The organism is Ruegeria sp. CDSC052, assembly GCF_059610685.1.
This window is the reverse complement of the sequence record NZ_JBXWOB010000020.1, coordinates 24,517-43,960: the sequence shown is the minus strand read 5'-3', so window position 1 is coordinate 43,960 and position 19,444 is coordinate 24,517. Positions and strand designations below refer to the sequence as shown.

Below are 19,444 nucleotides of genomic sequence, written 5' to 3'. Positions count from 1 at the left end.
AAAGGTATTCCTCTCGGCCATCGCTCTCGCTGCTACAGTCCTATTCTGGCTGTAAATCAATGAGTCTGGAGCCTAGATATGTGGCGTCGATCATGACCATCTTCTTTTCACCGTGCTCGGCAGCCAGACCAGCCATCATCCGTGCGAAGATGCCTTTCTCGCTCCAACGCATCCACCGGCTGTAGAGCGCCTTTTGAGGTCCGGATTCCCAGGGCACATCTCGCCAACGCAACCCATTGCGATTAATGAAGATAATCCCGCTCAACACCCTTCTATCATCGACCCGTTGCCTGCCGTGCTACTTCGGGAAGAAAGGGGAAAGCTTGGCCATATGCTCGTCTGTCAGCCAATAAAGGTCGCTCATGTCATCGCTCCATATTTGGAGCTGTGAATCACGCAGCGCAGCGAAAATCAATGCATCCTGAGCCTAACATAGATCCAAGCGAAAGCTTCCTTCGCACCAAAAGTCAATTCATGGCAAGCGTTGTTGAATGGCCGCTAACCGAGACTGTGAATGCGCTTTATCCGAGAGTAGCGAACGGCGGGTAGGCTCGCATCAACGAAACTGCAAATTCTTGTCTTGAAGGTCCGCTTTGGGCTGCTAGCGGCCTATGGTGTTTGCTGCGGAGAATGGCAACACTGAACCCAAGGTGTTCATGTTGCAATAGGAATGAGCGGCAGCGACAAATCAGGGTACAGACATCAACGTTGTGAGTAGCGGTACGTTTTGACCATGCGACGTGCTGATGTCACGCAGCGAACATAGCCTCACCGCGATCTTGGAGATCGTTAGGCTTCTTGGTCGCTTTGTCTGCAAATTCAGGCGATGTTCAATGTCCCGAATTGGTTTTCGCTATACTGCAAAGCAGATCAACATGTTGATCCAACCAATCTTCGTCCAGTGCCTCGTGACGTATGAGTTTGCGGAAATAAGGTGCAGCGACTGCTAGTTCTATGAGTTGGTCAACCGGGACGTCGGCGGTGATCTCACCGCGGCCTATTGCGGCTGCAAATACTGCTTCAACACTTGCGAACCTGTCTTTCATAAATTCAGTGATCACCAACCTCGCTTCTGCATCGTTGGACGCAGCAGCGACCACCTGAGGCGCAATTTGGCCCCATGGTGTGTCATTCAAGGCTCCCATCAGTACACCGAGTAGCCAGCGCAGGTCAGATCGTAGCGGGCCATCGGTTTTGGGCGGTATGTTCGGCGGTGTTGCGATGCGCCTGAACGCTGCATCACGCAGACTACGCGCATCTGGCCAGTGTCTGTAAAGTGTGCTGCGCGAAATGCCCGTTGCCTTCGATACTGAGCCATGAGTTACGTGCAGCACGCCCTCATCCATTAGTATCTTTTGCGCAGCATCAAGCGCGGTCTGTCGTGTGGCGATCAGCCTAGGATCTTCTTTCAATCACCCCTCCTATAGAACATTTTGTTGCATAGTAGAACATTTTGTCCTAAAAGTATGGCAAGCTAAAACTAAATCCCAAAATTCAATTTCGCAAACACGTCTTGTCAAAATGGGAGCGTATCAATGTTCAAAGTGGCAGCAACCCCGCTGGCGGTAATCTTATCGATGGGCGCGACAACCGCATTGTCCGAGAGTGGCACTTACGAGCTGGATCCTGGACACAGCCAGGTATTGTTTAGCTACGATCACATCGGGTTCTCAGAAACGTTTGGAATGTTCTCAGGTTTTAGCGGTGAGATAGAGTTCAACGAAGATGATCCGTCGGCCTCATCTGTCACAGTGTCTATGCCTGTAAAATCCATGATCACGGGCTGGGATGCCCGTTTGCAACACTTCATGTCCGATGACTTTTTTAGCGCGAGTGACGGTGACGTGGTCACATTCGCCTCAACCAACATTGAAGTGACCGGGGACAACACCGCGAATATTTCTGGCGACCTGACCATGAATGGCATCACCAAACCTGTTGTCCTGGAAACAACGCTTAACAAGTCAGCGCCATACCCGTTTGGCCCAAAAGAGGGCACGCCAACCTTGGGGCTGGCAGCCACGGCGACTATCGTGCGGTCTGAATTCGGACTTGGGGCGTTTGCACCTGCGGTGAGCGACGAAATAGAGCTCTTGATCAATATCGAAGCGTTAAAGGCTGAATGATGTGTGCAAGTGCGCTGATACTGCACGGAGTGCTCTTTCTTAACTTTTGACGGGGTCGCCAACAATATGGATATTTTCCCGAAAATATTTGCTGTTGTCGCAGTAGCGGCGGTCACGAGCCCTTTGGCATATGCGCAAGAGTACGCGTTCCCAGAGCGCACCTCGCCCCGCCCTGAAACGACAAGCGGCGTACCGCATACTCAGATAGGTGTCGAAATTGATGCCGATTTGGCCCGGCTATTGCTGGAGCGAGTTGCGCAATTCCCAGGGGTCACACTTGGCCCCACACGCATATCACTACCTGGCGCGACTGGCTTTCAGCTTGATCCCGACATGTTGTTGTCTCGACCGAGCTCTATCGTCGGTGGGTTTGAGTTTGCGCATTTGCATCCTGACGGCAGTTTGCACGCTTCGCTCGACCCAGCATTGGCGCGAAAAGCAATTGAGGCTGGCTGGGCCGTAGCTCACCCTTGGGCCGATCAACGCCCCGGATGGAGCGGCTTTGTCATGATCTATACTCCAACCACACCAGAAGAGTTGGAAGTCGTCATCGATCTGGTCGAAAGTTCGTACACCTTCATCACCGGCAACACCTTGGGTTAAACCTGTTTTTCCCGAAAGTGTGCGGTGGCGCCTGTTTTCTGTCAGAGAGCAGTTTCAGCCACCTTGTTTCTCGCAGTCATTTTTTTCTTAAATTGTCGCCGTGGCGAATGCTCGATACCTTCAAGCCATTCACACTAATGGTAGCTGCCGTCCGCTTGTTAGATTTTGCAAAGCTCGGAGTGGAAGTTCCGCTTCGGGCTGCGACCAACTAATTGAACTGATCGCAGAGAATGGCGTATCTGCGCCCAAAGCGACCATTCCGGTATCTAATTACAAAGTGGGTGTTCATGTCTTTGGCCTCACTTCACGGGTTTTTCGGTGAACCGGCGAACTGCGAGGACCGAAGCAGCATAATCCCCCAGTGAAATCCCTCTGAAAGCAAAAGCCGCCGGTTTATTGCGTGCTCGGACGTCGACTTTGCCAGCGACCAATTCCGTCAAGTCGCCAGCAATTTGCTCGTATGGCAACATCGGCTTGTCGCTTTCCAGCTCCTGCAAACGGTCGTCGACAATTACCGTTTTGAAACCAATCATGTGCGCCGGCACCCACGGGATGCACGCATCAGTTATGGTGGCGAAGGCAGTCGGCTTCAGCCATCGGGCATCCAAGAAGGGTTCAATGGAGTAGTCCAACGTTATCGATGTCACTATCAGATCGGCATCACTCAAAGCGTCCTTGGCATCGGCGCATGTTTCAGCTTCGAGACCCATGCCCCTAGCATAACGACAAAGCTTGTCGGCATTCTCTTTACCTCGCCCGAACACGCGGATTCGTTTCAAGGGAAACAGTTCTGAAAACGCAGCTAGATGGGAGTGAGCCTGCACGCCCGCGCCCACAAAAGCCACTGTCTCGGCATGAGGGTCAGCAAGCCGACGCGCTGCCACCACTGACAGAGCCGCAGTTCTGTTTGCCGTAATCCAATTCGCTCCCAAGACCGCGCGAAGCAGTCCGGTTTGCGCATCCATAACCATGATGGCACCGTTTATCGCGGGAAGACCCCTCGCCGGATTTTCCGGACACACTGTAACCTGCTTGGTCACGATGAATCCATCATCTCCCATTGCCAATGTAGACATTGCGTAGCGCCCATCGCCGGGCAAAATGACTGTCTTGGGAGAAGTGTGAAGCTTTCCGTCTGCCTTGGCTATTAAAGCAGCCTCGATGGCATCGGCAACTTCCGAAGGTTGGATGCCTAAACCCCCGAGGTCGTCGTCAGACAGATAAATTAAGGCGTTCTCAGAAGTCACAGAGTCCCTCACTTAAGCAATTTGGCTTTTTGACTGAATACATTGTCTTCGGCAGTTCTTCCTATCGGTTTACCTTCACAGAAGTATTTTGGCTGTAACTTTTGATCGCCCGATCCAATGCGCAGAAAAAAAGCGCCTTCATTTTTCTGAAAATGTGAACCCAGTCGAACGCCTGCTTCGTCCATTAGGCCGACTTTGTGCGGTCTGAACCAACCCGATGACCTACTGAGATCGTCAGACGACAGGTTCGGGCCCATTGGTAGTTAAAGTTGCGAATTGTTCAAACGACACTTTGCAGATCAGATTCCGGGCGACTTCAGGTCGGGATCACTATCCGACACACCAACCCACCCAGCGATTCAGAGCGGTCCAGATCTAGTCTGGCATCGTAGGCTTTCAGTAAGTCGACCGCGATCGCCAGCCCAAGCCCGCTACCAACGACCGAGGTATCCAGTCGTCCGCCGGATCGCAAGGCTTCGCGGTGGGCGTCTTCTGGAATTCCCGGACCGTCATCCTCGATACTGATTTCGATACATTTCTGCTTACGTTTCGCGGTCAGCCGTACCGTGCTTCGACACCATTTGACCGCATTGTCCAGAAGGTTGCCCAAAATCTCTTCTATGTCCTGCGTATCCATGCGCACCCAAAGACCCGGATCGCCATCAATCTGCAGCGATTTGCCTTCGCGGTCCGCCATGGCCGAGAACAGCCGCGCCAGGCGCTTGATGGAGTTAGACAGATCGGTCCGCGAATGGGTCAGGTCAGCAGCGTTCAAAGCCCGCAGCCTGGCCAGAGATCGACCAAGTTGAGCATCGATCCTGTCCAGCGCCTCTTGTGCGGTATCTGTCACCGCTCCGGCGTTGGACAATGTCACAAGTTCATTGCGCAATATGGCTGTAGGAGTTTTCAATGCGTGTGCCAGATCTGCGGCCTGGCGGCGCGAACCCGAGACAATCTCGCGGTTCCGACGCAACAGCTGGTTCAGGTCCTCGACCAATGGCGAGACCTCTTCGGGGTAATCTGTTGGCCTAAGGTCTTCGTCTTGATCCCAGCGATGGGCCACATCCGTACGCAGCTTTCGCAATGGTCCCAGAACAACTGAAATCAGAAACAACGAGCCGGCTAAACCGATCAGGCCAACTAGGCCAAACACCGGCAGCAGGCTTTTCTGCGCCGCGCGCCGCTCGGCCACGAGTTGAGCCTGACTTTCGGCGACGCTGACGCCCCATACCGTGCCATCTTCATAAGTGATCTTCTGAAAAGCGCTGCGCAGCACTTCATTCTCCGGGCCGCTTGTGTCCCAGAGTGTGGGGATATCGGGAATGCCGGGGGGTTCCGCGATGACCTCATCAAACAGCGAGCGAGAGGTGAAGACCACACCGTCGGCGCTGCTGACCTGCCAGTACCGTCCGGAATAGGGGGTGCCATAAGCCGGGTCAAATATCAGATCCCGTAGGGCATCCGGGTTTTCGGTTGTGACATTCAGCCCGACAACCAGCTGTGTGTGACGATCCAGCAGCGCAGAGTCGAACCGGTTGGACACCCGTGCATCAATGTATGAGAAAACCGCCAGTGTGCCTACGCCCACAGACACTGCCCCAGATGCAATTCCCCCCAGCAATGCCCGTTGTCGCAGCGATAACATCAGGCCGAATCGATCATATATCCACGACCCCGAACCGTTGTGATCAGGTCAGTGCCAAGCTTCTTGCGCAGACGGGTAACAAATACGGCGATAGTGTTCGAATCCCGGTCTCCATCGTATTCATAGATATGCTCTGAAAGTTCTGATCGTGAAATCATCCGACCAGAATTATGCGCCAGATAAGTCAGCACCGCGATTTCTTGAGCAGTCAGGTCAACCGGCACGCCATCGGCTGTCACCCGGCCGTTACGGGTATCCAGAATGACGTTTCCCATTTCAATCACGGGATTTAGCTGTCCACTTTGCCGTCGCAGGATGGCGCGAACACGCGCGGCCAGTTCGGGCATGTGGAACGGTTTGGTCATATAGTCATCTGCGCCCGCATCCAGGCCGTCGACCCTTTCGCTCCAGCCATCGCGGGCAGTCAGAATCAGCACCGGTGTTTTGACACCCTCGTTGCGCCATTCGCGCAGAATCGAAATGCCATCGCGCTCTGGAAGGCCGAGGTCAAGGATGATCATGTCATATGGTTCGGTCGCACCCAGATGCAGGGCGTCGAGCCCACTATTGGCGACATCCACAACGCGGCCTTCTGCGTTCAGGAGTTTTTTGATCTGTTCGCAGAGGTGCGGTTCGTCTTCTGCCAGCAATACTCTCATACTTAGGGACTATAGGCGAGCGAATGGAAGTATAACCATTACTTTTTGCCCCCGCCGTTACCTCCGCCATTACCACCGGAGTTACCACCGCCGTTACCGCCGCCGTTGCCACCGGAATTACCACCTCCGTTACCACCGGAATTACCGCCACCATTGCCACCGGAGTTACCGCCGCTATTGCCTTTGTTTGCAGATTTCCCCTGCGAAGTGCCCTTGCCGGATTTACCCGGCGCAGCGCGGGCAGCTTCAAAAATCTGGCGGCCAACGACGGATCGGTTGGAGACAACAACACCCGTCTGAGCGTTGACGATGACACTGACGATTTTACCATCCGGTTTCTTGACGAGAATACGGTAATATAGCCTGTCAGCCTGAAAGGCGCGCGCGTCAACTGGCGTTCCACCAAAAGCCTTTTCAACGCCTTTGATTACTTTTTTCAAACGAATGGCACTGCCTGAGGTTGTCGCCTTGCGCAACTCGGATTGCGTCAACTCACGTGCAGAAGCCTGTCCCTCTCCGGGGTGGAGAAAGGCAAGTAGACAGGCAATGGCAATAAGCTTTTTCATCCTTGTCACTCATTACTGCGAAAACGCCGGCTCAATCTACCGATTTCTATGTGAACCTACGGTGAACAGCCAGTTACGCGTGGGTTCAACGATGATGGGTTTAGATTAGGGGTGTCGGACTCTGTTTTCGACACCCAGTTTTTGCGTCTGCTCGCCGCTGATTACCGTGACAGACAAGAATCGCACCTGACGAACGAGGACCATTATGAACACCAAACCGATCAACCTGCTAAAAGCCTCTGCTATTGCCATCGCCCTGCTGGGCTCGACCGCGATTGTCGGAGCTGTCGCGTTTCCTGATGCTGCTTATGCCAAAGGGGGAAACGGCGGCGGTAACGGAAACGGCGGCGGCAATGGCAACGGCGGTGGAAACGGCAATGGTGGTGGAAACGGTAATGGCGGATCTGGTGCGTCCATTAGCGATAGTGATAAAGCGGCCGGAAAATCTAACCGGAAATCTTCCAACGCGGGTAAGTCAAAGTCATCGGGAAAAAACAAGTTTTCCTTGAAAGACCTGTTTGGGGGCAAAAAGACCAAAGCCAAATCCACAGCCGTAAAGACCGTACGCAAAAGTCAACCAGTGGATCAGGTGACCAAAGCAATTCGCCCCGCCCCGAAACCGAAAGGGTACAAGATGGCGGATCTGCTGGGCGTGCACCCATCTGAACTAGGCGCACTGAACGCCGCCAACGCTAATGAGAATGCTCTCAAGAACGCCTCTCCTAATTCCCGTGTGGGCCGCATCGCCGCATTTCGTGACGCGGTTCTGGCCGGAGATGAATTGCGTGAGGAGCTTGCGGAAACACAGGCACAGCTGGATGGCATGACCCCGCCGGACCGCCCGGTCTCTGAGATCGAAGAAGACCTTGATGCGGCTCTGACAGATGTTCAGGAGAAGCAGGATCGCGTGAACGAGCTTGAGGACGCTCTTGCCGATGCCGGGGGCACAGATCCGGATATAGAAGCAGAGCTTAAGGACGCCAATGACGAACTTCAGGGAGCCCTCGATACGGCCGAAGACCTAGGCGCCGAACGGCAGGCTGCGGTCGACTACAACGATACGGTGGCAGAAGTCGATGCGCTGACTGAGGCTGTAGAAAATCAACCGCAGACCGAGCGTGAAGCGTTGGAGGCTGCCGCCAACAAGCCTGTGACGGATGAGGTCGAAGCTGCCGTAAAAACTCTGCTTGGTCTTGATAGCTGATAGCTGATTGCTGATTGTCCAATCAATCATCAGGTCAAATAGACCCGAGCCAGCAGGCATAACAACATCACAAATAAAAAAACCCGCTCCGATCCGGAGCGGGTTTCACTACATCCCAGACAACACCACGTGACTTGGGATATACGCAGACGTTCTGTTGAGAGATCAGACGCCCCGTTTTGCCTCTTCTAGTCGCTTATTGTTGATAATTTCAGACAGTGCATTTTCGATAGGAGGGAAGCGACCGTTGCTCGAATTCGTGATGTTTGACATTTCACCGCCTGAGACGGTGCGCGAGGATTGCATTGCTGTAGGAATGCTAGGCGCACCCTCATTGGCAGTATTGATCATGCTGTTCCCCTTCAGTGCATCCGGGCACGCATTGATCGGCCCTGAGTAAGGAAGTATGAACGATAACGGTTGAACACTCTGAGAATACATTGTTCACGTTCGGTTAATGTTGTTGCGTATGAGTGGACAAATTGGGAGGGGGCATTGACCGCCGTATAAGGAAATGCTTCCATTTTGATTTTATTTCCCGATGGCGGCTTTGTCTCGCATGGCCACTGTCCAAAGCTCCACACCACTGCATCTTGGATTAAAAGTCCGCTTCCGATGCTATTGCCGCCGTTTGTAGGGCTTGTTGATGCAAGCGCGGCGAAGGTCTGCCGTGTGGCCTTACTGCCAAGTAGCCTGTGGCACGTCGATTGGAGGCCATCGTTCTGGATGAACGTTGTCAACAAGATTGGGCGGCAGCTTTATTGGGATTCACGCGGCAATTCACTGGGAATACGCAGAGCAGGCAGAAAAAGCCCTGAAAAGGGCGTTGGATCGTGAAGAACACCACAAACGGAAGCAAAATCGCGAGTATCAATCTCATCTTAAATGACCTTCTGATAGTTAGACCGCTATGTTCTCACGAACACGGGCGTTGTTGCATATCTCTCGCAGCGAGGGATTCACAACGCGAATCCATAAGGTTAAACGGTGTGGATGAGTAAGCCATCTTCCGCCCGTTAACGCGTCACGAATTGGTCCGACTACAATGCTGCGCCTAAGGAGCGCGGGTCACTTCTTGTCTGGCTGGACAAGGACATGACCTGGCTCGCGGCGCACGAAGGTCGGCCTTGTCACAGCCGGTCTTTTCGAATGCGGCGATCCAATTCTACCTGTCGACCAAGGTGCTATTCAAGCTGCCACTGAGACAGACAGCGGGGGTGACCGCTGGCGTTGATCAGCTTCGTTTCGTAGCTAGTTTCTCTGACCACATCGTTGATAAAATGCGCAATCTTAGCCGTTTGGCCTTCTAGGGTACCGTAGGCAATCAGCACAGTTATTCCGATCCTCCTGCAAATCGGTTCGAAAAACGCACCAACTATGTCGAAACAGCTCGCTTCGGCCCTTGATCCCAATCAAAAGTGCCTGTCTTGCCAAGTTATTTGGGCGCGGGTGAGGCACCCATTGGCTGGCTTATGCGGTTTTGGAAAGCGCGAAAGCTACAGTTAACCAGAATGCACTGCGTATGGTCATTGCGCCGACCGTTCGCCATTCAAACGGCGTTCCACTAAGTGCCACTAGTATCAGAACAACGAACACCAATAGTGTAGATAAGCCAAGCAACCAGGCAATTCGTTGTGCCCAGATTGTGGATTTATAGAGCGCGAAAGCGCCTAGCAAATAGATAAATCCAGCCAGAAAATTGAACCAAAGCACGAATAGAACTGCATCTCCGACTGCAGCTCTGGCAGCAGTCCCCCCAAACAGGGCTGTTCCTCCTGAGAAAATGGTAAGGAGACCAAAGAGTAATGCGGCTATCGTAACTGGGCGAACCCAAGGCGGAGAGGAAGGCATCGTTGTATTCCCCAGAAATAAGATTGAATCTCATGTCGTGGGCAATCTGCCAACCTTGCCAAACGAACTGAAACGCACGTCCCTAATAGCAATTCTTCTCGCCATTTCCCTTGATCTTTATCATTGGGCTTAACTTGATACCCTTTGAAAAAATGCAGCGTCTGCGCGAGGTTTTTCGCAATAATTATGCGCTGTTGCCCCTTTGGGACGACCCGTTTGCAACTCCTAACATTCTTTAAAATTGGTTCAGTTACCGTGTATCTTCTAGAAATAGACGGACGACTACGTTCGAACCTGCAGTGAAAAGTGTTGATTTGAGTCAAAGTTAACTACTTCAAGCTCGCCCATACTAACCCCTCACTAAGGAGGGAGTGCAACATGTTCAAAAAGATCGTAGTTGGCTTGGATGGATCTGAGGCGTCAGAAGCAGCTCTGCGCGTTGCCTGTGATATTTCAAGCAAATATGGCTCCCAAATTCACCTTGTTCATACACCTCAGCCCCAAACCGTGGCGTTCGCAATGGGCGCATTGGCTGGCTATCACGCCGTCACGACAATGCCATCAGACGAAGAGGTGCAGCAGGCAGCAAACAAGATTATTTCTGCTGGTAGAGAGATCGCCGAAGAGTACAATCAGACGGTTTCGCAAACGTATACCCAACGCGGTGATCCCGTCGACCAGATCATCGCATGTGCCGAGCAATGCACAGCTGACCTGATTGTGACGGGTCGCCGTGGATTGGGAAGCATTGGTAGCCTAATTCAAGGGAGCACCTCTCTAGGCATCAGTCGGAATGCCACTTGTGCTGTTTTAACCGTTGCCTGAATTTCAAACTTGGCCCCAATCGGCGCTAAACGATGAGGATCGAAAAGTTCTGCGTTAAGATCTCGCGAAAGCGGAAGCTGAAGTAGATCTCAAGGGTACCTATGGCCATGACCGCGCGCCAAACTGTGTTAGGAGGAACTATCCGAACTCAGAGGGAACAGATAGGCCTCCGGTTTTATTTGCGCGTTAGTTCAAGGTCAGAAGACAGGATTAAACTTCCTGCTACGTAAACTCGTGCCAACTCTGGAGCGCCACATGAACCCCCCGGCCCTGTTCGATGCTCATAAACCCGCTGAAATTGCAACGTTAGTTGAGACTGCCGGGGTCGCAAAGGCAAAGCTGCCACTAGCACCCATGTTCATTCTTGCGATGCTGGCTGGAGCATTCATAGGGTTTGGCGCAGCGGCCTATACGATGGCGGTCACGGGGGCAGACAGCGCTTCAGGGCCGATCCGCGTTCTGGGAGGAGCAGTGTTTTCCCTGGGCCTTATCCTGGTGATCGCAGGTGGTGCAGAATTATTCACCGGCAATGTTCTGATGGTGATAGCAGCGGTCGATCGCAAGATACCGTTGCGGCTGCTGTTCCGAAGCTGGGGCATCGTCTACGTTGGTAACTTCGTGGGTGCCGTTGGGCTTGCATTGGCCTTCGCCCTGACCGGCTTGCTTGAGGGGCCGATGGGTAGCACTGCCATAAGGGTAGCCGATGCCAAAGCGGGGTTGGAACCAATGGAGGCTTTCGCCCGCGGCGCATTGTGCAACGGGCTGGTCTGCCTTGCCGTATGGCTGTCCTTCGCCGCCCGCAGCGTCGCTGGAAAAATTCTAGCGGTCTTGTGGCCCGTCTCTGCATTTGTGTTGCTGGGGCTCGAGCATTCGATTGCGAACATGTATTTCTTCCCGCAGGGCTGGGCAGCGGGAGCAACCGTGCCGGTTTTCGCAGCGGCGGCCAATCTGCTATGGGTCACTCTGGGTAACATTGTCGGCGGGGCGGGAGGAGTTGCCTTGGCCTATTGGTTTGCTTATCTTGGCGGACCCAAACGGTAAGATCTGTTTCTTCGATTTCAGCACCCGCCGGAGAGAAATGATCGGATACAGTTGGTTCTGAAGGCGTTGTCTAATAACGCACTGGCTGAAGACGACGCCGGAAATTGGGCCGCTCATTTCCACTGTGCAAGTCGTCCTCTCGATCCTGATCTGAATCCTTCGCGAACATCTAATTTTATTGATCCCTGTCAAGATTGGCAAAGGTACGATGTGATACAGTTGAGGCTGAAATTGGGGGGCTATCATGGAAGAAATAGTCGAGATTGGACGAACATTCGTTCAGGCAATGCGTGATCGCAGAGGTCTTGCAAACGTTGGTGAAATGTATGCCGAAAACGCTCAATCTATTGAGGCGGTTGTACCTCCGGTTCGACAGTTTCGCGTCACCAAGGGCCGGGATGCTATAAAGGGAAAAAGAGAGGACTGGCTGGCAGCTCATGAAATCGTCGAATTCGACGTGGATGGCCCCTATGTTCATCCCCCAAACCGCTTCGGTGTACGATATAAGGTCAACGTAACGCAGAAGGCTACAGGGCAACACATGACCTTGAGCGAGATCGCAGTTTATTCGGTAGCAGATGGGAAAATTGTACTTGAAGAGTTCTTCATGTTGCCGAAGTAGGAACGACAGCCAGCAACGCTGACGCAGTGTTGGTCTTATCTGCACGTTGGAAGCGTGACTCGTAAGAGCTTTGACACGACAGATGCGCAACTGGGCATTTATTTCGACTACGGGATGCTTGCCCTTGCGCATCATTGCGACCAATTCGGCGCAGCCGTCATAGAGAGTCACACCCCGAAAGCCTCATTGGGCCGTGGATGTGGGCCAACAACCAGACCTGAGCCGCAAATTCGTACCCGATAAGCACTTGGACAATCATCAGGTAGAACCTGTTTGATCCAACTCAAGGCATCACGTCGAGAGCGAGCTAAATTAGAATAGAAAATTAACTAATGTGCGCGGGGCCATGAGAAAGAACGTACGCGCAATTCTGATCGCCATAGCGCTCCTACTTGCAGGTGCAGCTGTTTATTTTTTCGTCGCAGAAGACAGTGATGAATTGCCGGCTGGGTTTGTACAGGGCAATGGGCGGATCGAGGCTGAACAAGTAGAAATCGCTCCAACCTTTGCCGGGCGAGTTGCTCGGGTCATGGCAGCAGAGGGCAGCCTGGTTGCTTCGGGTGAACTGCTGGTTGAAATGGATACAGATGAATTATCTGCAGCCCTTGACCGTGCCAGTGCCGAGGTTGCGCTGGCGCGCCAAACCAAGGCCGAAGCCGAAGCCGTGGTCGTCCAGCGAGAAAGCCAGCAACGTCGCGCTTCGCAGGAGCTTGACCGGGCAAAGGCGTTGCTGGCCGGTCAGAATATCTCGATGACTGTCTTTGAGGATCGTGAAACCGCGTTTCAGGTTGCGGATGCCGTGCTGGGCGCGGCCAAGGCCCGGGTTGCAACGGCGGATAGCCAGATTGCCGCCGCAGAGGCCGAGGTGCGCCGGATTGCGGCACAAATAGAGGATGGTTCTCTCATCGCTCCCATGCCGGGGCGTATTCTGTATCGACTGGCCGAGCCCGGCGAGGTCGTTGGAGCGGGCGAACCGATCTTGACGTTACTCAGTTTGGAAAACGTCTATATGGAGGTCTTCCTGCCTGCACGCGAAGCGGGACTATTGCCCATCGGTGCCGAGGCGCGCATCGTGCTTGATGCGTTGCCGGAATTTGCCATCCCAGCAACCGTAACCTTCGTCTCTCCCGAAGCTCAATTCACTCCCAAGCAGGTAGAAACTTTAAGCGAACGGGAGCAGCTGGTTTTTCGCGTTCGGGTTCGCATTCCCAGGGATTTGGTTACGGCGCGGATTGAGCATGTGAAGACCGGCCTTCGCGGCATTGCAGTGATCCGACTTACTTCCGATGGCGCGTGGCCAGACGATCTGGATAGACGAATTCCACCCGAGCTGTTCGAATGAGCGCCGAGGGGGGCTCATCTGGTTTCTGCATCAACGGTGTCACACACACGTACCGACAGCATGTTGCGTTGGATAACCTTTCGCTGGTTCTGCCAACTGGCCAGCTTATCGGATTGATCGGGCCGGACGGGGTTGGCAAGTCAACGCTGCTGGGATTGATTACCGGCGCAAAGCAACTTCAGTCCGGGGAAATTGATGTTCTCGGGGGATCGATAGGTGACCGCGCGCACCGTCACCGCGTGTGCCCGGCGATCGCATTTATGCCGCAGGGGTTGGGCCGCAACTTATACGCGGAACTGTCTGTGCGTGAGAATCTCGAGTTCTTTTCACGTCTTTTCGGACAGGGGCAACAGGAACGTGAAATCAGGATCGCGGCCTTGCTGTCAGCGACCGGACTTGCGCCCTTTTCGGACCGGCTTATGGGCAAACTTTCGGGCGGAATGAAGCAGAAACTTGGACTGTGTTGTGCGCTGATCCACGACCCTAAGTTTCTGGTACTGGACGAACCGACGACCGGAATTGATCCCCTGTCGCGGCGCCAATTTTGGGCGCTGATAGACGCGGTCCGAGAAGAAACGCCCGGTCTCTCCATACTGGTTTCAACGGCCTATATGGAGGAAGCCGAACAATTCGATTTTATCGTAGCGATGGATGCCGGTCGGGTGATATTTCACGGCCCCCCTGCCAAGCTGAAGGGTAAAGCCCGGGATCTTGAAACATCTTACAGGCAGCTACAGGCGCGAGGAGAACCCCGGTTTGTGTCGAACAAGGTACCCATGCATCATCAAGGTGCAGACCCGGTGATCACGGCGCGTGGGTTGACCCGGCGCTTTGGCGATTTTACTGCCGTCGACAACGTCGAATTCTCGATCCACCGAGGCGAAATCTTTGGCTTCCTCGGATCAAACGGCTGCGGCAAGTCAACCACCATGAAAATGCTGACAGGTCTTCTGCCAGCAAGTGAGGGAGAGGCGCTGCTGTTCGGCAGACCGGTGGATGCGCGCGATCTAAGGATGCGCCGCGAGATCGGGTATATGAGCCAGGCATTCTCGCTTTATGGCGAGCTGACCGTTCAACAAAACCTCCAGTTGCACGCCCGCATCTTTGCGATCAAGGATCGTGTGGAACTCATTGATGAATTGGCCGAACGTTTCGGCCTGAAGGCACATATGGGCACGCTGGCGTCAGCGCTTCCGCTGGGTATCAAGCAGCGTCTTTCCCTTGCCGTCGCCGTGATCCACAGGCCTCGGGTGTTGATCCTGGATGAGCCAACCTCGGGCGTGGACCCCGAGGCGCGCGACTCGTTTTGGGCGCTGTTAATCGAGCTGTCGCGAGACGATGATGTAACGATTTTCGTCTCGACACATTTCATGACCGAAGCGGAGCGCTGTGATCGCGTTTCTTTCATGCATGCAGGCAGGGTATTAGCTGAAGGTACACCAGATGAGTTGATCGCAACGGCGCAGTCGGACAGTCTGGAAGGTGCGTTCATCGCTGTCTTGGAGGCCGTCGAGCCCCCTGCGCCGGTAGCAGCACCCAATGTTTCGGGTGATGCTGTCAACCCGGGCGCTGCCGGAAGTATCGGGCGCATACTAGCCTATGCACGGCGCGAGACAACCGAGGTTCTGCGCGATCGCGTCCGTTTGGCTTTTGCTTTCCTTGGCTCGGTGATCCTGATGTTGGTCTTTTGCTATGGGATCACTCTGGACATAGAAGACCTGGATTTCGCGGTACTCGACCTGTCTCAATCGCCTGAGAGTCGTACCTATATCGCCGAGATTTCTGGTTCGCGCTATTTCAACCCCACGGCGCCACTGGCCAGTTTTGAAGACGGCCGCGAGCGGTTGGCCAAAGGAGACATCTCGCTGGTTGTCGAACTTCCACCCGATTTTGGTCGCAAGCTGCGCGCCGGCGAGCCAACTGAAGTCTTGGCAATTGTGGACGGTGCGATACCGTTCAAGGGTGAGACAATAGAGGGCTATGTGGCCGGGCTTCACAGTACGTTTCTGGAAGTAATGGCCCGCCAAAGTGGCGAGCAGTCGGTCGAAATCGCCCGCATCGAACCGCGCTTCCGATACAATCAAAGCTTTGAAAGTATCGCTGCAATGGCCCCTGCCATGCCTGCGATCCTGTTGATAATGCTGCCGGCCGTTTTGATGGCTGTTAGTGTCGCGCGGGAGAAAGAGTTGGGCACGATCACCAATTTCTACGCAACGCCAACGACGCGGCTCGAATTTCTGGTTGGCAAACAGATCCCTTACATTGCGATAGCGTTCGTCAATTTCCTACTTTTGGCGGCGATGACGATCTTCATTTTTGGCGTGCCCCTAAAAGGAAATCCGGTGCCCCTTGCAATTGGTGCTTTCCTATATGTTTGGGCAACCACATCTTATGGATTGCTTATTGCGACCATAACGTCGAGCCAGGTGGCCGCAACTTTTGCCACCGCTATCGCGTCGGTGGTGCCGACCATTCAATTCTCCGGGCTGCTACAACCGATCTCGACGTTGGAAGGCGGCGCTCAGACGATTGGATCGCTTTGGCCTTCTTCCTATTTCCTGCATCTAAACGTCGGCGCGTTCACCAAAGGTCTTAGCTGGGATGCACTTGCCCCCGACCTTCTGGCCCTAGCCTGTTTCGGTCCCGCGCTAACCTTGATCGCTGCACTGTTACTCCGAGCGCAGGAGAAGTGAATGCAACGATTGTCCCGCATATTCTGGCTTGGTTTGAAAGAAATGATGAGCCTTCGGCGCGACTGGGTGATGATGGCGCTGCTCGTCTGGTCATTCACGCTGGCGCCCGTAATGGAGGCTACGGGCGTTTCAAACTCGGTGAACAATGCATCCATTGCATTTGCCGACGAGGATGGCTCGCCTCTTTCACGCTCGCTTGCCTCAGCGTTTTTTCCGCCTGAATTCCAGCCCGTTGTCCAGATCGCACCGGGCACCGGAGCCGAAAAGATGGATGCAGGGCATTTCCTGTTCGTAGTCGCAGTGCCACCAGGGTTCGAGAAAGATGTTCGAGCCAGGCGCGCGCCAGAAATTCAGGTTTTGATCGATGCGACAGCGATGGAGCAGGCCGGAATTGGAGCGAACTACATCATCAATATCTTGAGCGCCGAGATCCGGCGCTTTGCCATAGGTGCAGAATTGTTAGACCCGCCGCCCATTGATATCATTGTGCGCAGCGCATTTAATCCAAACCGCGACACTGTTCGTTTCGCCGGTATCGTCGCGCTGATCGGCCAGATCATGTGGCTGACCACAATCCTTACCGGTGCTGCCATGATCCGTGAGCGCGAGCATGGAACAATCGAACACCTGCTGGCGATGCCGCTTACTCCATTTGACATTGCGGTCGCCAAGATCTGGGCAAACGCGGCGGTGGTTCTGGTAGCGACCGCTCTCTCGCTGACCTTTGTTATGCAAGACTTCCTGGGGATCAGCATCGCGGGATCGAAGGTGTTGTTTTTAATTGGCACAGCTCTCTTTCTCTTCACGGCGACGGCGCTTGGGGTGTTTCTTGCGACGATTGCGCGCTCAATGGCTCAATTCGCACTTTTGGTTATGCTGACGGTGCTTCCAATGTTGATGCTGTCAGGAGGAGAGACGCCAATCGAAGGGCAGCCCGGCTGGCTTCAGATCGGAACATCTATCCTCCCATCCCGCCACTACATGTCAGCCAGTCAGTCCATTATTTTCAAAGGTGCAGGGATCGAGACGGTCTGGGCAGAGTTTGTATGGATGGCGTGCTTGGGCGCGATCCTTCTGGCAACAAGTCTGCTGCTTTTTAGACGCTCGGTTGCACAAGAGACCTAAATAAGTTTTTGCACCTGAGCCAAACTAGGCGGCTGACAGAACACCCGCTTGCGTAAGATCAAGGTCTCATCCAAGTAAGCAAATTTGAAGCGCACGCACGTTCACCAAGATCGGGTCAACATGTACAGAAGGCTGGTCGGTCGGTGATTGGACTTCTCCTGATGGCATCACCTACTTGCAATTAACTCGACGGTAACAATTAACCGCCGGAGAACCGCTCCCGGGCATACTCTGAATGTGTGCTTTATTGCCAAACGTGGAAGTTTCGAGGTTGCCCATGATAGAGTGGGTATAGCGCTATTAAACAGAGATGGGCCATGCGGACACCGGACCAAGGCGACACAGGAGTTGATACAGGTAATGTCCGTGCATTCCTGGAGAGCTTGACCGGCCCGTCCCGCGGGGCCGTAGTCTGGCTTGCCGACAACGCTGTGTCGGCCTCGGTCGGTCCGGACCGTACCTTGAGGCTGAGACCGAAAGAAGATGTGCCAGCTTATGACGAAGACATTGCGACTCTTCAGTGGTCAGATGACGGTTACACGTTAAACGCGTTGTCTGATCGGAATATCTGGGTCAACGGTCACAAGGTCGCTTCGGCTGACCTCAGGCACGGTGACATGATCGAATTCGGCGAAAAAGGCCCGATGTCCCGCTACAGGGTATGCGAACACTCATTCCCTGCACATCGCACGGTCGAGGATATCCTAAGCGACGCGTACGCATATGCGAGAACAAGCCGTCGACCCTTTCCAAGGAAAATTTCCGGTGCACTGCGCGACAGTGGGCGTCGGCTAACATCACAAACCACAATTCTCTTCAGGATCACCGTTATTGGCGCAATCCTTCTGATCGCCGTATTTGGGTATTTACTGTTTCAGAACGACAGGAAGCTGGCGGACAGCCTGGAACGAGAATCCCGAAAGATCGAAGCAGTTGCCGTTATGCTGGCACAGACCCGGGAAGACTCATTGACGCCAGAGGATTTGGGTGCACTCAAAGACGCATTCGAGAGTCAGGTGCTGTCCACTGAGCAGCGTCTTGGCACGCTGGAGGAACGCGCAGGCGCATCAACGCGGATTATCACAGCCTCTACGCGTTCCGTCGCGTTCGTCCAGGGCGCCTATGGATTGCGGCAGATCAAAAGCGGGAAATTGCTGCGGCATGTGGTTGGCCCCGATGGAAAGAATCTGCAAACGCCATTTGGACAACCGTGGCTCGAACCAGATGCGATGGGCGAACCTGCTGAGTTTCAGTTTACTGGAACCGGGTTTCTTCTACAGGACCCGCCTCTGTTGGTGACCAACCGTCATGTTGCCTTGCCCTGGACGACTGGCGACCGTGCACAAGCCCTTCAGGCCGCAGCGCTGGAGGCCGAGATGCTGAGTTTGCTGGTCTATTTGCCTGATCAAACTGTGCCAATTAAGGCTGTCTTGCATAAAGCAAGCGAAACCGCAGATCTGGCGCTTCTCTCTATCGACGCCACACGCGTTCGGGGTCTTGGGCTGTTACTTGCAGATGAGCCACCGCGAGCGGGAGAGGAAGTTTTCCTGCTTGGATATCCAACCGGCCTGAAGGCTCTTATCGCGCAGGCCGGTCCGGGCTTTCTGAAAACGCTAGAGAATAAAGGCGCCGTGGATTTCTGGACAATTGCGACCCATCTTTCGGAACAAAATAAAATCCGACCCCTGGCCAGCCGGGGAATCGTAGCCCAGACCAGTCCCGGCGCCCTTGTTTATGATGCAGAGACCACAACTGGAGGAAGCGGGGGACCTGCGTTGAACCGAAACGGTAAGGTGGTTGCGATCAACGCCGCGATCTTACCCGAGTTTGGTGGTTCGAATATTGGCGTTCCGGTGTCGCACCTCAAGACACTTCTCAATGAAAGCGATTGATCC

Annotated in this window: 17 protein-coding genes and 2 pseudogenes; 11 read left to right on the top strand and 8 right to left on the bottom strand. The window is 54.0% G+C overall.

Translation table 11 applies throughout. The annotated features are described in order from the left end of the window. Positions 1 to 73 precede the first annotated feature (73 nt). Both AC2FIM_RS19795 and AC2FIM_RS19790 read right to left on the bottom strand, forming a co-directional pair. A pseudogene (locus AC2FIM_RS19795) lies at positions 74 to 364 on the bottom strand (transposase); the annotation flags it as partial. A 466-nt stretch (positions 365 to 830) separates the two neighbouring features. Further along, complete coding sequence (locus AC2FIM_RS19790; protein ID WP_142636060.1) at positions 831 to 1,412, bottom strand: TetR-like C-terminal domain-containing protein; 582 nt, start codon at positions 1,410 to 1,412, stop codon at positions 831 to 833. Positions 1,413 to 1,535: 123 nt separating this feature from the next. Here AC2FIM_RS19790 and AC2FIM_RS19785 point away from each other — a divergent pair, with 123 nt between their 5' ends. After that, positions 1,536 to 2,126 (top strand): YceI family protein, encoded by a 591-nt coding sequence (locus AC2FIM_RS19785; protein ID WP_142636058.1) that lies wholly within the window; start codon positions 1,536 to 1,538, stop codon positions 2,124 to 2,126. 66 nt (positions 2,127 to 2,192) lie between these two features. After that, entirely contained in the window at positions 2,193 to 2,729 is a 537-nt protein-coding gene (locus tag AC2FIM_RS19780) for a luciferase domain-containing protein (protein ID WP_142636056.1), read from the top strand. 299 nt (positions 2,730 to 3,028) lie between these two features. On the opposite strand, the gene AC2FIM_RS19775 is transcribed toward AC2FIM_RS19780, so the two are convergent. The 5 genes from AC2FIM_RS19775 to AC2FIM_RS19755 all read right to left on the bottom strand — a co-directional run bounded on the left by AC2FIM_RS19775 (position 3,029) and on the right by AC2FIM_RS19755 (position 6,846). Then, complete coding sequence (locus AC2FIM_RS19775) at positions 3,029 to 3,976, bottom strand: ornithine cyclodeaminase family protein (RefSeq protein WP_271952525.1); 948 nt, start codon at positions 3,974 to 3,976, stop codon at positions 3,029 to 3,031. Positions 3,977 to 3,984: 8 nt separating this feature from the next. Next, positions 3,985 to 4,161, bottom strand: a complete 177-nt coding sequence (locus tag AC2FIM_RS19770) for a hypothetical protein (RefSeq protein ID WP_271952523.1) — start codon at positions 4,159 to 4,161, stop codon at positions 3,985 to 3,987. A gap of 131 nt (positions 4,162 to 4,292) precedes the next feature. Next, positions 4,293 to 5,570 carry a sensor histidine kinase gene (locus tag AC2FIM_RS19765; RefSeq protein WP_496732289.1) on the bottom strand — a complete coding sequence of 426 codons (1,278 nt, stop codon included), beginning with the start codon at positions 5,568 to 5,570 and terminating at the stop codon, positions 4,293 to 4,295. A gap of 50 nt (positions 5,571 to 5,620) precedes the next feature. Further along, on the bottom strand, positions 5,621 to 6,280 hold the full coding sequence (locus tag AC2FIM_RS19760) for a response regulator transcription factor (RefSeq protein WP_142636050.1): 660 nt from the start codon (positions 6,278 to 6,280) through the stop codon (positions 5,621 to 5,623). Between the two features lie 38 nt (positions 6,281 to 6,318). Continuing rightward, positions 6,319 to 6,846, bottom strand: a complete 528-nt coding sequence (locus tag AC2FIM_RS19755) for a PepSY domain-containing protein (RefSeq protein ID WP_271952518.1) — start codon at positions 6,844 to 6,846, stop codon at positions 6,319 to 6,321. 205 nt (positions 6,847 to 7,051) lie between these two features. Between AC2FIM_RS19755 and AC2FIM_RS19750 the strand changes: the two genes are divergently transcribed. Further along, positions 7,052 to 8,050 (top strand): hypothetical protein, encoded by a 999-nt coding sequence (locus tag AC2FIM_RS19750; RefSeq protein ID WP_271952517.1) that lies wholly within the window; start codon positions 7,052 to 7,054, stop codon positions 8,048 to 8,050. A 165-nt stretch (positions 8,051 to 8,215) separates the two neighbouring features. Here AC2FIM_RS19750 and AC2FIM_RS19745 read toward each other — a convergent pair whose 3' ends face one another. Next, a complete protein-coding gene (locus AC2FIM_RS19745) occupies positions 8,216 to 8,401 on the bottom strand; it encodes a hypothetical protein (RefSeq protein WP_142636042.1) in 186 nt (61 codons plus the stop codon). 642 nt (positions 8,402 to 9,043) lie between these two features. Between AC2FIM_RS19745 and AC2FIM_RS19740 the strand changes: the two are divergent. The 8 genes and pseudogenes from AC2FIM_RS19740 to AC2FIM_RS19705 form a co-directional block, all read left to right on the top strand. Then, positions 9,044 to 9,282: pseudogene (locus AC2FIM_RS19740) on the top strand (transposase); the annotation flags it as partial. Between the two features lie 997 nt (positions 9,283 to 10,279). Further along, positions 10,280 to 10,726: a universal stress protein gene (locus AC2FIM_RS19735; RefSeq protein WP_271952515.1), complete on the top strand. Its 447-nt coding sequence runs from the start codon at positions 10,280 to 10,282 to the stop codon at positions 10,724 to 10,726. 255 nt (positions 10,727 to 10,981) lie between these two features. Further along, positions 10,982 to 11,767, top strand: coding sequence for a formate/nitrite transporter family protein (locus AC2FIM_RS19730; protein ID WP_271952513.1), 786 nt, complete (start codon positions 10,982 to 10,984; stop codon positions 11,765 to 11,767). A 244-nt stretch (positions 11,768 to 12,011) separates the two neighbouring features. Continuing rightward, on the top strand, positions 12,012 to 12,389 hold the full coding sequence (locus AC2FIM_RS19725; protein WP_271952511.1) for a nuclear transport factor 2 family protein: 378 nt from the start codon (positions 12,012 to 12,014) through the stop codon (positions 12,387 to 12,389). A gap of 346 nt (positions 12,390 to 12,735) precedes the next feature. Beyond that, positions 12,736 to 13,731, top strand: coding sequence for an HlyD family secretion protein (locus tag AC2FIM_RS19720; protein WP_271952509.1), 996 nt, complete (start codon positions 12,736 to 12,738; stop codon positions 13,729 to 13,731). After that, positions 13,728 to 16,424, top strand: a complete 2,697-nt coding sequence (gene rbbA / locus AC2FIM_RS19715) for a ribosome-associated ATPase/putative transporter RbbA (protein ID WP_496708368.1) — start codon at positions 13,728 to 13,730, stop codon at positions 16,422 to 16,424. Before AC2FIM_RS19720 ends, rbbA begins: the two co-directional genes overlap by 4 nt. Beyond that, positions 16,425 to 17,549, top strand: a complete 1,125-nt coding sequence (locus AC2FIM_RS19710) for an ABC transporter permease (protein WP_496679684.1) — start codon at positions 16,425 to 16,427, stop codon at positions 17,547 to 17,549. Positions 17,550 to 17,866: 317 nt separating this feature from the next. Then, positions 17,867 to 19,441 (top strand): trypsin-like peptidase domain-containing protein, encoded by a 1,575-nt coding sequence (locus tag AC2FIM_RS19705; RefSeq protein ID WP_496679686.1) that lies wholly within the window; start codon positions 17,867 to 17,869, stop codon positions 19,439 to 19,441. Positions 19,442 to 19,444: the final 3 nt, after the last annotated feature.